This is a genomic window from Enterococcus raffinosus (genome assembly GCF_001886185.1).
Lineage (GTDB): Bacteria > Bacillota > Bacilli > Lactobacillales > Enterococcaceae > Enterococcus_A > Enterococcus_A raffinosus.
On the sequence record NZ_JXLA01000002.1, the window covers coordinates 35,998 to 51,926 of the forward strand.

A 15,929-nucleotide genomic window follows, 5' to 3' on the forward strand; every position below is an offset into this window, starting at 1 on the left:
TTATTGTTTTAATGGAACTATTCAAAAAATAATCAGAAGCGAGGATGAAGTGAATGACATTTCCTAAAGATTTTTTGTGGGGCGGCGCCACAGCAGCTAACCAATGTGAAGGGGCTTGGAATATAGATGGTAAAGGGGAAAGTATCCCGGATCATATGCGCGCAGGGGGGCTTCACAAACATAGACTACTGACACCAACAATCGAACCAGATGGCTATTATCCAAATCATGATGGAATTGATTTCTATCATCGCTACAAAGAAGATATCTCACTGTTTGCGGAGATGGGATTTAAAGTTTTTCGGTTGAGTATTGCGTGGTCACGAATTTTTCCTAAAGGTGATGAGACCAAACCGAATGAAGCAGGATTGGCTTTTTATGACAAAGTATTTGATGAATGTAAAAAATATGGCATCGAGCCGTTAGTAACCATCAGTCATTTTGAATTACCGTATGCACTTGCTGAGAATTATGGCGGATTTGCTAATCGTAAAACCATCGATTTTTTCGTGAATTATGCCAAGACAGTATTTAATCGCTATAAAGAAAAGGTAACCTATTGGTTAACATTTAATGAAATTAATTTTGGTACACTGCCGTTGGGCGGAAGAAATCTTTTGGGTATTTTAGCTGAAGAAGACAACGAGGAACGACGCTACCAAGCTTTACACCACATGTTCATCGCTAGTGCCAAAGCAGTAAAAATCGGTCATGAAATCAATCCCGATTTCAAAATTGGTTGTATGCTAGCCTATATGACTATGTATCCGCTGACCTGTAAACCGGAGGATGTGTTAGCAAATCAAGAACTGGTGAAGAAATTGAATTGGTTTTGCGGCGATGTCCAAGTCAAAGGAAAGTATCCGTATTATATGAACAATTATTTTGCGAAGCATAATATTCAGCTAGCATTTGAAGAGGGCGATGAAGAGATTTTAAAGGAAGGAACGGTGGATTACTATACCTTCTCTTATTATATGACCAGCTGTGCCACCGCAAATATTGACGAGAGCGGTGATCGTGTTGGCGGAAACCTATTTGGTGGTGTGAAAAATGACTATTTAGAAACGAGCGAATGGGGGTGGCAAATCGATCCGATCGGTCTTCGCTTCACGCTGAACGAGCTATATGATCGATATGAAATTCCATTAATGATCGTGGAAAATGGCTTAGGAGCCGTTGATAAAGTAGAAGCAGATGGCTCAATCCATGATGAGTATCGAATTGATTACGTCCGTCGCCATATTGAGGAAATGGCAAAAGCAATTGATGATGGGGTAGATCTAATTGGCTATACACCTTGGGGCTGTATTGATTTGGTTTCTGGCGGCACAGGAGAAATGTCGAAACGCTACGGCTTTATTTATGTCGATAAGGATGATGAAGGAAAAGGGACCTTTGATCGCAGCCGCAAGGACAGTTTCTACTGGTATAAAAAAGTCATTGCTTCTAATGGTAAAGACTTAGCTTCAGAATAGTATGAACAAGGGAAGTCAGCGAATGTGACTTCCCTTGCTATTTAAACGTTCATTGCTGCTTCATAAGCTGCCCAAATGGCATCCATGACATTTGTTGGTTTTTTGGCATCTCCAATAAGGTGCACATGATCTGCTTTAATCGCATGATACAACGCGTCATCTGGAATGTAACCAACAGAAACGATAATATCATCTGCTGGGATTTCATGTAGTTTAGGCATTCCTTGTACACCTAGAGCAAACATATGTTGTGCACGATTGGCAACGTTTGGATAATTTTTAACTGTCTCCGTTACAAAAGCAGTCCCATCCGCAAAATTATCAACCACCGAATTCTTCAAGACCGTCACTTGATAATAATCTAAAAGTTCCATCATCATGTTGTAATTAGCCGCTGACAAACCAAAGGCATTTAAAATCGTCTCACTTGCTTCAACAATCGTTACTTTTTTCCCTTTCTTCGCTAGATCATAAGCGATTTCACAGCCTGTTAGTCCACCTCCGACAACGACCACGTTTTCGCCTTCAATTTCTTTATAGCGTAACGCATCAATCGCATAAGTCACATGATCACTATCAAAGCCAGGAGTGTCTAAACGGCGTTCATTTGCTCCTGTAGCAACAAAGATTTCATCATAACCTTTCGTTTGTGCTTCAGTAACTTCGCTATTCATATGAATCGTCACGTGTAAGTCCTTCATTTGTTTTTTGTACCAAGCCAAAAGTTGACGATCATCCTCTTTAAAGTCGGGAGTAGACGCAACTACAAATACACCTCCCAGCTGATCTGTCTTCTCAAACAAATCAACCTCATGTCCACGAATCGCTGCCACTCGAGCAGCCTCCATGCCACCGATACCGCCACCGACCACCATCACTTTTTTCTTCGTATCAGAAGGAGTCAACGCATAGCTCTTTTCGCGACCGCAGGCAGGATTCACTGCACAAGAAATGTCCTTGAATTGGAAAATTCGACCTAAACAGCCCTGATGGCAATAGATACATGGACGAACATCATCTAAACGGCCTTGAGAAAATTTCTGCGGTGCATAAGGATCAGCTAACAGTGGACGTCCCATTCCCATAATATCTAGTTTTCCTTCCGCAATCACTTGATTGGCTAGGGCTGGATCATCGAATCTTCCGGCACAAGCGACAGGGATAGAAACAACTTCTTTCACTTTCATGACGTCTTCCAGATTGCAGGCTTTCGGCATGTACATTGGCGGGTGTGCCCAGAACCATGAGTCGTAGCTTCCATTATCACAATTCAACATATCATAGCCGAATTCCTCCAGTTTTTTAGCAACAATAAAGGATTCTTCATAATCGCGTCCTTTTTCTTCAAACGTTTCTCCTGGAATGGCGCCACGATTAAAATCTTTCACATAGCTTTTAACACTATAGCGCATAGATACTGGGAAGTTTTGGCCACAGGCATCTTTGATCGCTTCCACGATTTCCTTAATGATTCGCAGACGATTTTCTAATGAGCCGCCGTATTCGTCCGTTCGACGATTGAAGAAGGAGATAGCGAATTGATCCAGTAGATAGCCTTCATGCACAGCATGAATTTCCACACCGTCGCCGCCAGCTTCTTGAACAAGCTTCGCTCCTTTGGCAAAGTTTTGGATATATTCTTTGATTTCTTCTCTCGACATTCCGCGATCTGTTTTGGTCGGGTCCCAAACGTTTTGAATCGGAGCAGGGGCAGGGCAGATGCCAACTAATCCGTGATTCGCTCGACCAGTTAAAGCGGTTAATTGAACAAAAACTTTGCTGCCAGCTTCATGAACCCCATCCATCAAATACTTCATTTCTTTGACATAGCCTTCAGGATTATTCAGGATACAAAAGCCCATGTTGGCCACAACGGGCATCAAGCCAGTGATAATTAACCCCGTACCGCCTTTTGCTCTCTCAATATAATAATCGGCGCCTTCTTTTGTATAGGCAACAGTCTCAGTGCTTAGCAAACGGGCGGAAAAGACACCCATTGGCATCATGGCAATACGATTGGGGATTTCAACGGAACCAATTTGTAAAGGGGAAAACAACTGCTCAAATTTTGCTGTCATACAATACTTCCTCCTTTGTTAAATAGTGTTGTGAAAATTTGATCAAATAGTATAATTTAAGTATAGAACCTCTGATATCGCAAGCTATGATTTTAACGCACGTGGAGTATAACTATTGCGCGAGGGGAGCGGAAAAACGGATGGTAAAAGGAAAAATCCATTGTTCTCAGTTTTCTAAATCGCAGGATTATTCAAATGGTTTGTCTCAGTTAAACTATCAATACACGATTAACAGCCCCAGAGAAACATTGTCTGCTTCAAAAATCTACCAATTGGATCCTTTCATTATCACCCACAGTATTGTTGATTGTTCGCAGGGAGTTTTTACCCGAAGTATCAAAGACCGAAAAGAATATTTAGGTTTTCGTTTTGTTAAAAATGGTTTCGAACGACATTTTGATGGACATCACACAAGTATTTTAAAAGACTACACGATTGGGATTTTTGATTTACGAGCGACTAGTAACTATCAGCGTGAAAGAAGAACAGAAGGGATTAACTTATTCATTCCGAAGGATTGTCAAACAGAAAAACTTTTGGAGAGTCCTAAGAACAGTAGAATTATTAATGCAGAAAGAGGAATGGGGCGTAATTTGTTAGAGATGATTTTTCAGATGACAGAACAATTTTCCTTTTGTTCCGAAGAGGAGAGTCGATTGTTACTCAAACATTTTCTGCAACTTTTTTGTGAGTGGCTATCAGAGTCAGCTCCATTTTTGGATAGTCAAAACTATAACAGGTTATTGGTACGAGCGACGGATTTCATGCGTCTGAATTTAAAGGATTCTCAATTGACCATTGAGCAAACTGCTCACTATTGTCAAACCTCCATTCGTACTTTGCAAAAAATATTTCAAACCGCTGAGTTGTCATTTAGTCATTACTTAAATGATCTACGATTGACTTCGGCCGCAATTTCTTTGTATCAGACCAATCGCTTGATTACGGAAATTGCCTTTGAATGCGGCTTTAATAATTCCGCATACTTTAGTAAACGCTTCAAAGAAAAGTACCATTTATCTCCAATTCAGTATCGCAAAAAAACGCAAGAAATGATGAAAGTGAATGAAATGATAAAAACAAACTGCCCACTATTAATGAACTTTAACAAAAAATGAATGACAAAAGCAGAATCCGCCTAAACATAAGCGGATTCTGCTTTCACTTTTAGCTAATTGGGTCGCTTAATAAGACAGTATTCATCATAAGGAACCCTTGAACTATGGTGAACCTCAACTAGCTCAAAACCGAAATGCGGATAAATTGGCACATTTGTTTCTGTCATAGTCTCTAAAATTCGCTAGAGAGAATTTCTATACTTACGTCATTGAAAGACAATTATAGAGACGAAATGTATCAATATCATTTAGATTGCTTTTCTTATAACGGGAAAATGTATTTTTTTGAATACAACGATGCAGCTAATGAGATTAGAGATTTTTCTAAGGAAATCAGAGAAATGGTTAATTAAAAAGGAAATCGTTCACTTTGTTACAAGCGCTTTCTTTGCTTTCGTTTCAGTTTTTTTGCATAATAAGTGAAAGTTTAGAGGAGTGGAAAACATGGCAACGATGGTATTTGTAAATTACCCAGTAAAAGATGTGCAGGCTTCAACGGAATTTTATGCAAAACTTGGTTTTAAGAAGAATGAAGAGTTTTCTAATGAGCGTTCTAGTTCAATGGTATGGGATGATCATTTTTGGATCATGCTGTTAGAATACGATTTTTATAATTTATTCCTTAAAAATAAAAAAATTGCAGATACAAAAAGTCAAAGTGGCACCCTGACAGCTTTTTCTGTAGAAAGTCCAGCGGCGGTTAAAAAAATTGCGGAAGCTGCAAAAGTGAATGGTGGAGACTATTTCAGTGTTGATATGGGAATTCCTGAAGATCAAATGTTTAGCTTAGAAGTAATGGATTTAGATGGCAATCAATTTGAACCTGTTTGGATGGCTGAAAATTAATCGCGGGTCACGGAGCAATCCGTGATCTTTTTTGAATACTAAAAATGTTGCCTAAGCGTTAAAATATCCTTTTTCTCATTTTTTTACTATGATTTAGTAGTTAATGAAAAGAGAGAAGCTTTTGATTCACTAGAAAAGAGATGGGCAAATGGTCACAGCAGAAAAAGATTACTTTGAAGAACTGTTTGATCGTGTAACATTCAATCAACGACGGATGGTTTTATTACTGAATGAAAAAGGTGGACGTTGGGTCACTCGCGAGTGGCTAAGTGAAAAACTAGGACTGAGTAAACGAATGACATTAAACATAATAAACAGTCTTTCAGAGAAAATAGAGAGTCTTCATTCAGAAAAATTTTCCTTCCAACAATCAAAAGGAAAAGGGGTTCGATTAATTGTTGGGCTAGATGCAGATGTGTATAATCTAGTGACAGAAATTGTCAAAGACTGTTCCACTGTAGTCCTTTTGAAAGCTTTAATTATGGATGAATTCACTAGTGTACGTGACTACGCATTAGAACACTTTATCAGTGAATCAACTGTTCGAAGAGATATGAGTAAGGTACAAAAATTGTTAGAACGCTATCATATCGAGATTGGAAGAGAAAATTTCCAATTACAGGGAGAAGAATATCAAATCCGCATGTGTATGGTTATTTTTTTCTGGAGCATTTTTCGAGGAAGCAGCTGGCCCTTTGACTATGTGAACGAGCAGCTAATTGATTCTTATGTAGATGAAGTTTTAAATAGTAAATTTACTGTGTATCCAAAAATTCCCTACACTTACAAAAAACAACTATCATACATTTTTGCGGAGGCCATCATTCGAACAAGAAAAGGCAATATACTCAAAATGCCTGAAGCTTTAGAGACTCAGATAACGACAAATCAGCTATATCCTAGATTTAAGGAGATCATTTGCCAGAAGCAAGGGGCAATAAACACAAAGCAGTCGGAGATTCCTTTCTTTTTTCTAGTATGGGTGTCTATGTCTAAAACCATTGATATTTTTAAGGATCCTATCATTCACGAGTTGTATCAGCAACAAAAAAATCAGAACACTTTGATTTATAGCGCAACAGAATTAATGTTGAGGAGATTTCAGGACGAGTTCTTTCCTATTAAAAAGGAAGAGTATTTATGTTTCCGTAATTATATTTTGAGCAGTCACTTTTTTGCGATGTACTTTAAAGGCTTTAACACAGATATGACGGGAAATACGTATAAAGCAATCTTTTCTGAACGGTATCCGCACTTGGTGAAAAAGACACGTATCTTCGTGGAGTCTTTATATAAAGCATCTAAAAATCCAATTTTTTTGGAGGAAGATTTTTTACTAATCCCTTATTTAAAAAACAGCTTATTTTTTTCTGATCCTTGTCAATTTGAGGTTCCATTAACGATTTTAGTTGAGAGCGATATGCCGAGTCTGATGACTAAAAATTTCATTAGACAACTACGTGGGTACTTCAGCTATTTATATAATGTGACGATTACAGATATCTTTGAAACGTCAAGCAAGCATGCGGACGTTTTATTGACGACCGGAAATCTAAAGGACATGAAAGCAGCATATCCTGATGCACAAATAGTTGTAGTGAGCAAAAAATTATCCATGACAGATATAACCAGGATCAATCAAGCACTAGAAGAAATTTCAGAAAATAAAAAGAAAATCTAGTTTTATGCCTTTCAAAAAGCGTTCCATAGCGGAGCGCTTTTTGAAATTTATGAAAAGAATAATTTGATATAACTGAAACTAGCTGAAAAAAATAAGCGCGAGGTGTAAAAAATGCAAAGAAAAAAAAGCTGCAATAAGTTCCTTCATATTTTTATGACGGTCTTAATATTAGTTAACACATTAACTTCACTCACTGTTTTTGCAGAGTCGAATGATCAACCGTTTTTGAAACTTGAAAAAATAAGTAAAGGAAAAACGGATGACCAATTAGATCTGCAGATTATGACAAGAAGTGGACAAGAAAATGAAAAAGTACAAGTATCACAACCTGTAATTCAACAGGCTGTCCTAGAGCAAGATGATCAGCGCATACCATTAACAGTAGAGAATGAACAGTCAATTATTGTTCCTACTCAATCGACTGGAAGTGGTGTTATACATTTAACCCTAAAAGATACCAAAGACCTGTCTTCTGTAGATATCAGTGTTCAAGATCAGAAGCTGACTTACACATTTGGACAAACAAGTATGTCACAAACCGAGGAATCTTCAGAAGAAACTACCGAAAATTCAAAGGCAATCAGTAAGGAAAGCACGACAGAAATTGATTCTTCAAAACAGGAAAACGAGAACTCAGAAGCGAGCGAGACTCTTCAAAGTACAGAAGCGTCAACTGCAGATACAAAGGAAAAATCAGCAAAAGCAGATGAACCAACAGATATCCGTGACTATTTTCCAAATGGAAATGGAACGATCTTAACTGAATCCAAACTTGTTTATTTGGATGAAAATGGAGATGTGGTTGAGCCGCCAGTAACTGCCGATACGACAGTACGCATTTTCTATTCTTGGAGTATTCCAGAAGACGTTCGCCAGCAAATTGAACCAGGAGATTATTTTGATTTCAAGCTACCTGATGAACTGAAACCAAAACAGACGCAGTCTGGAGAACTTAAAAATAACGACGGGGAAGTATATGCAAAGTATACAATAGATACCGATGGAAACATTCGTTTTGAATTTACAGATGAGGTCAATAATCAAAGTGATATTAATGGAAGTTTCTTTTTTGATACAGAATTTAAAAAGGAGCACATTGATGGTCCAGGAGACATCACGATTCATTATCCAGTAGAGGACGATCTGCCACCCGTTAATATTGAGATTCGTCCCAACACGGATCAATCTATTGATAAAAAAGGTCATTTCGATCGTACACCAAATCCAAGCACAGTTGTTTGGACAGTTGATTTTAACCAGGGAATGAATCATTTAGATGAACCAAGCATCACTGAAAATTGGCCGACAGGAATTGAGTACAAATCGGTGAAAGTAATGGAATTGGAAATGAATCTTGATGGGACTGTTAAAGAAGTCGGACGAGAACTAAATCCGAATGAGTATAAAGTCGACAAAAATGGAAATGTCACAATTCTTGGCGAAACGAACAAAGCGTATCGCTTAGTCTATCAAACAGACATCAGTGATTCTGCAAAACCAGAGAATGGTGGAAAAGTTAGTTTCACTAATAATGCTCAATTAACAGATAAGAACAACGATGATGGAATTGATGCAAAGGCAACCGTAACAAATAATTTTGGAAAACCTATTGAAAAGAATATGGTCGGCTACGATCCGAATAAACAGGAATTCGATTGGGCAATTAAGTACAACTATAATGAAAAGAAAATTTCGAAGGATTCCGCAGTTATAACAGATACGATTAGTAAAAACATGGATCTTGTTGATGATTCTGTAAAGCTTTATCCGATTACTTTTGATGAGAAAGGAAAAGAAGTTAAGGGGGATCCATTAATCGAAGGGAAAGATTATACGTTAGAACCCAATCCTGATGGCGAAGGTTTTGTAATAAAATTTCTTGACGATGTGGATGGCGCAATACGGGTCGAATACAAAACAAAAGTTAATGGACTTGTCACTGACCCAACACAGGTAAGCAACAATGTTTCTACTGGCACTGGACAAACTGATGGAGACAAAGGAACCGCTCAACAACAAAATGTTATTAAAGACATTACAGATGTAAACTATGCGGACAAGAAAGTCGGTTGGAAAATTGCGGTCAATAAAAATCATTACCATATGGAAAATCTAGTACTAACAGACACTTATGACCCTGTTCCCGGATTATCGATGGCAATCAAAGAAGATTTGACACCGGATTTTGAAATTCGCGATGTTACTACAAACAAAGTTTTAGTTCCTGGAAAGGACTATGATCTTGAATTGTTGACAGATAGTTCTGGACAAAATGAAGTTGGATTTAAGGTTGTTTTTAAAGGAGACTATAACCCAACAGAATCTGAATTAGAGATTACTTACCACACTAATTTCGATGTCAGTCTGCTAGATCCTACGAACCCATCTATGGACCGATTCAAAAATAATATGCAAGCCGATTGGGAAGATGAACATGGTAATAAGCATCAGTCAGATGATGACAAAGATTTTAAGCCACATGATCCCTTTCAGTTAAATGCCCAAAAAAGCGGGACATATAACGCGCAAACAAAACATATTACTTGGACAATAGCAGTCAACCTCAGTCGGAATATTTTAGTTAATGCACAGTTAAAAGATGAAATAAAAGAAAATCAAGACTACATCGATGGTTCACTAAAAATCTATGAGGCTGAAGTGAATAAAGATGGTACGGTAGTGAAGAAGCAACCGGAAAAAATAGTAAATGATGAGATGAAAAGCATTGATGAACCTAACAGCTCAAATGACCAAACACTACAGATTGATTTTCCAAATAATGTAGATAACACTTATTTAATCGAATTTGAGACATCAGTTGAAGGAAAAATTATTGAAGGTTCAAATCAATATACGAACGTCGCAAATTATGTAAACAATGATGATGAACGAGATGTTATCGGCGAGGTTGGTATCAAAAATGGTGGAAAATATGTTCAAAAAACGGGCGCACAGGATAGTGAAGATCCGGATTATGTGAATTGGCAAGCGGTTATAAATCCTTCACAGTCAACGTTGGATCATGTCGTGATCAAGGATGAGCCTTCAGATAATCAAGTGATTGATCAAGACTCGATAAAATTATACGAGACTACTGTCGCAGAAGATGGAACTATTACCCCTAATTACGACAAACCTTTAAAGCCAAAAACAGACTACACCGTAGAAGTAATAACGGATAACGAGACTGGAAAGCAAACATTAACAATCAAACTTACTAATAAAATTGAAACGGCCTATCAGTTAGAATATCGCAGTTACATTAATTCCTCTGCAAGTGGCAGCAAAGATACAGTTTCCAATAAAATAACTGTATCGGGAGATAATGAACAAACCATTTCAGGGGGAGATGGACAAGATGTCACAGTAGAAATCAATCATAGTGGTGGTTCTGCAACTGGAAAAAAAGGGAAATTGGTTATCCAGAAAACAGAAGCAGATGGCAAGACGCCTTTGGCTGGTGCTAAGTTTGAACTTTGGAACACGACAAAGACCCAACTGCTGCGTGAAGGAAAAGTAGATGATAATGGACAAATTACCTTTGGAAATCTCCCTTATGGCGAATATCTCTTATTTGAAACGGCTGCCCCTAAAGGCTTCACGATTTCAGATGATTTGGTAGATGGACGACGAATTACTATTGATGATAAGACTTCAACGGAAAACGCGGCACCATTAACCATTCCAAATGAACGAAATAAGGTTATTTTACAAAAGACGGATGAACAAGGAAATCCAATTAAGTTTGATGACGATATCCAAACAGGAGCACGCTTTAAGCTAGAACACTTTAGCAATTTGATGCCCAATCATGCTCTTTGGGAACCTGTAGCGTTAGATCCTGATCGGTTAAACAGCGATGGAGTTTTAGAGATCGATAGTTTACCCTTAGGATTGTATCGGATTACTGAGATTGAGGCGCCAACGGGTTATGTATTGAACAACACCCCAATTAATTTTGTTGTATATCGAAATAGCGATCATCAAATACCAACGATCCATTTAAATTATAAGAATTACAAAGGATCTGCAGAGCTTTTGAAAACGGACAGCACAGGAAATCCTTTAGCTGGAGCGATGTTCGATGTGATAGACAGTACTGGAAAAAAAGTGAATTCTGAACCTATAGTCTCACAAGATGATGGAAAAGTAACGATTACGGGATTGTCTCCTGGCGATTATAAATTTGTAGAAACGAAAGCACCAGATGGCTATATCCTTAACAGTTCAGAAATTCCCTTCACCATTGATGAGACGTCTCACGATAAACCTAAAACGGTCACGACTCAGGCGGATGGTTCACCACTGGAGTTGGCAAACCATAAAGGTTCAGTAGAATTTGTGAAGAAGGACAAATCTGGCAAAGTATTAGAGGGTGCGGAATTTGACTTGCTAGACACTGAAGGGAAAAAGGTCAATCAAGAACCGATTACATCTGATAAAAACGGGAAAGTACATGTTGATAATTTAGCACCGGGTAATTATACTTTTGTGGAAACGAAAGCGCCAGATGGTTATTTATTGAATGAAATGAAACTCTTATTTACCATCGATGCTTCACATAAAGGAAAAGTATCAGTAGTTAAACTACCTGATTTCATCAATTATAAAGGTGCCTTCCAAATCGTCAAACGCAATACTGATGGGGATGGTTTAGCTGGAGCGGAATTTACTCTTTATCAAGAGGATAAAGTGACCGTTGAACAAAAAGTCAAAAGTGATAAAGATGGAAAGGTCACATTTACTAACTTGGCACCAGGTACGTATTATTATCAAGAGACGAAAGCGCCGACTGTCACTGATGGGACAAACTATGTAATCAACCCAGCTTTAATTAAGGTTGAAATTTCAGATCGAGCTGAAGATGCTCCTGAATTGGAGAAGTTGGGAGATTTCCAGAATTTCCGCGGAAAGGCTCAGATTACGAAAGTCGGTGAAGGCGATTCTATCGCTGGAGCGGAATTTGAACTATACCATATTGAAAATGGCGAGCAAAAGCATGTAAGAACAATTTTGACTCCTGAAAATGGTATTTTGGATATTTCAGGTTTAGGTGCAGGAGAGTATATGTTAAAGGAAACGAAACCGGCTCCTGGCTATATTCTAAATAAACAACCGATTTATTTTGTCGTTCAGGAGAACAACGATCAAGATCCTACGATAGACAATCTAGATTTTGAAAATTATGAATCGGGTGTCATCGGTCGAAAAGTGAATGAGCAGAAGAAAGCCTTGCAGGGTGCAGAATATCAGATCTATAAAGCTGATGGTGACAAGCCGACGGGCGACCCTGTGGTAGTTAAAGATCGCGATGGAAAAAATTACGAAAACAGCACTATCATAACAAATGAAAAGGGTGAAATATATTTCCAAGGTTTGAACGAAGGTCAATATGTGCTCGTCGAAACGAAGGCACCTGAAGGCTATATCTTAGACACCAAACCTCATCCATTCGAAATTACCGGACAATTAGGCAAACCAGATAAAGTAATTTTAGGCGATTTTGTAAATTACAAAGGAGCTGTTTTAGCAACAAAGAAAAACGAAGATGGAAAAATATTAAGTGGTGCAGAATTCGAAATTCAAGACACTGAAGGTAAGGTACAAACAATCCTAAATTCAGCCGGGAAAGAAACCAAGAAGCTCATTTCAGACAAAGATGGGAAAATCTATGCTAATGGACTGAACCCCGGTAAGTATCAACTTGTTGAAACGAAAGCACCGACAAATTATTTATTAAATAAGCAAAAAGTTACCTTTACTGTTTCTGATAAAGCTTCCGGAAAACCTGAGACGATCACCTTAGCTGATTTTATCAATTATCAAGGTTCGGTGAAATTACAAAAAGTCTCTCCTTTAAACAAGGAACTAACCGGTGCAGTATTTGGACTCTATCATTCTGATGGGGAACATATCGGAGACTACACATCTGATCAAAAGGGGCAGGTTGCAGTGAATAAGCTTTCACCAGGCGATTACTATTTTGCTGAGAAAAAAGCCCCAGATGGTTATGAGATTAGTAGTGAAAAACGGAAATTCACGATTACTTCTTCTAAGCAAGGTAGACCAGAAACGCTTGATTTAGGTAAATTTGTGAATGAAGAAGTTGCGAAGAAAACGAATATTCCAACATCTATGAACAAATCAAAACCTTCTAACAAAGATTCGGAAACAACAACAGGAAGTTATCCGAAAACGAATGACACACGCAATCCGTGGTTACTTATTGCAGGAATTGCCGTGATCATCATAGCTGGCACTATTTATTTCAGAAGAAGAAATAAGTAAACCTATTGATCTAGGCAGCAAATTCGCTGTCTAGGTCTTTTTTTCGTTGTTAATAGTAAAAAAATCATGGTATTATGTTTGATGAACTGGAAAACTGGAGCTAGGGTTCCGCTTAAAGAGGACTGTGACCGAGGGCTTCATCTTTTGCCATATGCAGAAGGCACCTATTGATAAAAAAGATCCGAGGGGAAAGGTTCAGTGTATTTGTGATGCACTGACTTTTCCCCTTTTTTTGTACGTGGAAAAGTCGATGCGTCCTTTAAATAATTATTTTGGAGGAAGAGAAGTATGAAAAAAATGGTATTTTTTGATTTAGATGGCACCTTATGTTCAGGTGGAAGTTTACAGGTAGGGCAAGAAATAATTACCGCATTTAACGACCTCAAGAAAAATGATGTCTTACCGATTATCGCTACAGGTCGCAGTCGTTATGAAGTAAAAGGGCTGCTAGATTTACTTCGAGTAGAGCATTACATTTTATCGAATGGCTGCTATGTACATTCTGCAGGAAGAACCATCCAGAATATGACGTTTACCATTGGAGAAGTCGAAGCTATTTTAGCGATTGCAAAAAAATATCAACTGTCGGCAGGTTACTTTAATCAGCGAGGCTATGCAATAACTCAGTTTTCAGAGGTAGTTGAGGAACATGTTGCTCATATGGGGATTTCAGAAGTTCCGGTGGTTGCCGACTTTTATCAGTCGAATCCTGTCAATTTTATGAATCTCTATCTAAATGCCGAAATGGAAGAAAAAATTCGTGAAGAGCTGGGTGCTATCGCTGATCTCGTCCGTTTTGCGCCTTTGGCGATTGATGTATTGCCAAAAAATGTTTCAAAAGGAACGGCGATCAAAAGCTTATTGACTTCCTTGAGAGATAGTCAAATTGAAACCTATGCTTTTGGTGATCAAAATAATGATATTAGTATGTTTCAACTCGTTGATTTTGGTGTCGCGATGTCCCATAGCACAGAGCAGTTGAAGCGGCAGTCTTCTTATATCGCAACATCAACGAATGGTGTTATCGAGGGATTAAAATACTATGGTCTAATTTCATAAAATTATGAGATAGGATTAGAAGAGAATGAGACTTTAGACGGATGTTGATAAATTAAGAATTCGTTAAGATAAATCTATCAACGAAAGAGAGTAGGAAAGAGTGTGAAGGGAAATAAAAAGAATATTAGCTATTTGATGTTAGGGCAATTTATCTCTGTATTTGGTGGAGCAATCTTGCGTTTTGCATTGTCATTATTTGTTTTAGATGTAACAGGAAGGGCCGATATTTTTGCTACAGTATTAGCCATTTCCAGTATTCCAGTCTTGTTTGCGCCGATTGGTGGGGCAATTGCGGATCGATTCGATCGAAAGCTCTTAATGGTTTTGATGGATGTCGCCAATGCGATTATTGCAGGGTTACTTTTTCTAGTGGTCGGAACAACTGAATCAATTTTAGGTATTGGTGTTTTGATCTTTATTTTAACGATTGTTGGCAGTTTTGATACACCAGTAGTGGGTGCGAGTATCCCTTTATTGGTAGAAGAGGAGGAACTGGAAAAAATCAATGGATTATCAAATGGTATTTTACAGTTATCGAATGTTGTCGCACCGATTATTGGCGGTATTTTCTATGGGGTCATGGGTGCTAAACTGCTGGTTGCCAGTAGTATTCTCTTTTTCATAATAGCTGCGATTATCGAGAGCTTTTTAAAGATTCCATTTGAAAAACGCAAGCAGTCATCCGGTACCATTATGCAGATTTTAACAGCCGATTTAAAGGACGGATTCAAGGAAGTTAAGAACAATCAAGTGATTTTCAAATCAATCACTATCGCAGCGGCGATCAATTTTGTTTTAACTTCTTTCTTTATTGTTGGACTTCCAGTTATTTTACGAATGACGCTTCAGGTAAATGACACCATGTATGGAATCGGCATGGGAGTCTTTAGTTTCGCTAGTATTATTGGAGCCATTTTTGCGGGGCAGTTAACGAAAAATATAAAATTCAATAATTTTTATCGGGTGTTTACGCTCTCAGGAATTCTATTGATACTCATGAATCTCTTATTGAGTATGACGAGTATTGGGGTTGGTTTTATGGTTGTGCTCGTCATGGAAATCATTATCGGAATGATGCTCAGCGCGATTTCAATTTATCTGATCACCATTGTGCAGCGAATTACTCCTAAGGAAAACTTGGGGAAAGTGATGGCAACAATTATCGCAGTTGCACAATGTGCGGTTCCTTTGGGCCAATTACTGATGGGACTAATCTTCAGAAATACGACAGACAGTGTTTTTGTTCCCCTACTTTTAATCAGCGGGCTGGTTTTGTTGATTTCAGGAGCTTGCTTTATGATGTTCAGAGAGACTAAAGAGAGTGACATTTATACGGCAAAAGATTAGAATTGATACACTCTTTCACACGTCAAGAGAAAAA

At 38.1% G+C, this 15,929-nt stretch carries 8 protein-coding genes; 7 read left to right on the forward strand and 1 reads right to left on the reverse strand.

Annotation, left to right across the window (positions count from 1 at the left end):
- Positions 1-53: 53 nt before the first annotated feature.
- A complete protein-coding gene (locus RV13_RS01120) occupies positions 54-1,478 on the forward strand; it encodes a glycoside hydrolase family 1 protein (protein ID WP_010743408.1) in 1,425 nt (474 codons plus the stop codon).
- A 41-nt stretch (positions 1,479-1,519) separates the two neighbouring features.
- Here the strand turns inward: RV13_RS01120 and RV13_RS01125 are convergent, their stop codons facing one another.
- Positions 1,520-3,556 carry an FAD-dependent oxidoreductase gene (locus RV13_RS01125; RefSeq protein ID WP_010743409.1) on the reverse strand — a complete coding sequence of 679 codons (2,037 nt, stop codon included), beginning with the start codon at positions 3,554-3,556 and terminating at the stop codon, positions 1,520-1,522.
- Positions 3,557-3,696: 140 nt separating this feature from the next.
- On the opposite strand from RV13_RS01125, the gene RV13_RS01130 reads away from it, so the two are divergent.
- From RV13_RS01130 to RV13_RS01160, 6 genes are all read left to right on the forward strand, one after another.
- Positions 3,697-4,674, forward strand: coding sequence for a helix-turn-helix transcriptional regulator (locus RV13_RS01130; RefSeq protein ID WP_010743410.1), 978 nt, complete (start codon positions 3,697-3,699; stop codon positions 4,672-4,674).
- A gap of 444 nt (positions 4,675-5,118) precedes the next feature.
- Entirely contained in the window at positions 5,119-5,520 is a 402-nt protein-coding gene (locus RV13_RS01140) for a VOC family protein (protein ID WP_010743411.1), read from the forward strand.
- A 148-nt stretch (positions 5,521-5,668) separates the two neighbouring features.
- Complete coding sequence (locus RV13_RS01145; protein WP_010743412.1) at positions 5,669-7,201, forward strand: AcpB/EbpR/MafR family transcriptional regulator; 1,533 nt, start codon at positions 5,669-5,671, stop codon at positions 7,199-7,201.
- Positions 7,202-7,312: 111 nt separating this feature from the next.
- Positions 7,313-13,489, forward strand: a complete 6,177-nt coding sequence (locus RV13_RS01150; protein ID WP_060789064.1) for a SpaA isopeptide-forming pilin-related protein — start codon at positions 7,313-7,315, stop codon at positions 13,487-13,489.
- A 288-nt stretch (positions 13,490-13,777) separates the two neighbouring features.
- Positions 13,778-14,548, forward strand: coding sequence for a Cof-type HAD-IIB family hydrolase (locus tag RV13_RS01155; RefSeq protein WP_010743414.1), 771 nt, complete (start codon positions 13,778-13,780; stop codon positions 14,546-14,548).
- Between the two features lie 102 nt (positions 14,549-14,650).
- Positions 14,651-15,895: an MFS transporter gene (locus RV13_RS01160; protein WP_010743415.1), complete on the forward strand. Its 1,245-nt coding sequence runs from the start codon at positions 14,651-14,653 to the stop codon at positions 15,893-15,895.
- Positions 15,896-15,929 lie beyond the last annotated feature (34 nt).

What these genes read in the sequence shown, in the direction of transcription:
- RV13_RS01125 (WP_010743409.1), bottom strand. Translation starts at nt 3,556, where the DNA reads ATGACAGCAAAATTTGAGCAGTTGTTTTCCCCTTTACAAATTGGTTCC.
- RV13_RS01140 (WP_010743411.1), top strand. Translation starts at nt 5,119, where the DNA reads ATGGCAACGATGGTATTTGTAAATTACCCAGTAAAAGATGTGCAGGCT.
- RV13_RS01155 (WP_010743414.1), top strand. Translation starts at nt 13,778, where the DNA reads ATGAAAAAAATGGTATTTTTTGATTTAGATGGCACCTTATGTTCAGGT.
- RV13_RS01145 (WP_010743412.1), top strand. Translation starts at nt 5,669, where the DNA reads ATGGTCACAGCAGAAAAAGATTACTTTGAAGAACTGTTTGATCGTGTA.
- RV13_RS01120 (WP_010743408.1), top strand. Translation starts at nt 54, where the DNA reads ATGACATTTCCTAAAGATTTTTTGTGGGGCGGCGCCACAGCAGCTAAC.
- RV13_RS01130 (WP_010743410.1), top strand. Translation starts at nt 3,697, where the DNA reads ATGGTAAAAGGAAAAATCCATTGTTCTCAGTTTTCTAAATCGCAGGAT.
- RV13_RS01150 (WP_060789064.1), top strand. Translation starts at nt 7,313, where the DNA reads ATGCAAAGAAAAAAAAGCTGCAATAAGTTCCTTCATATTTTTATGACG.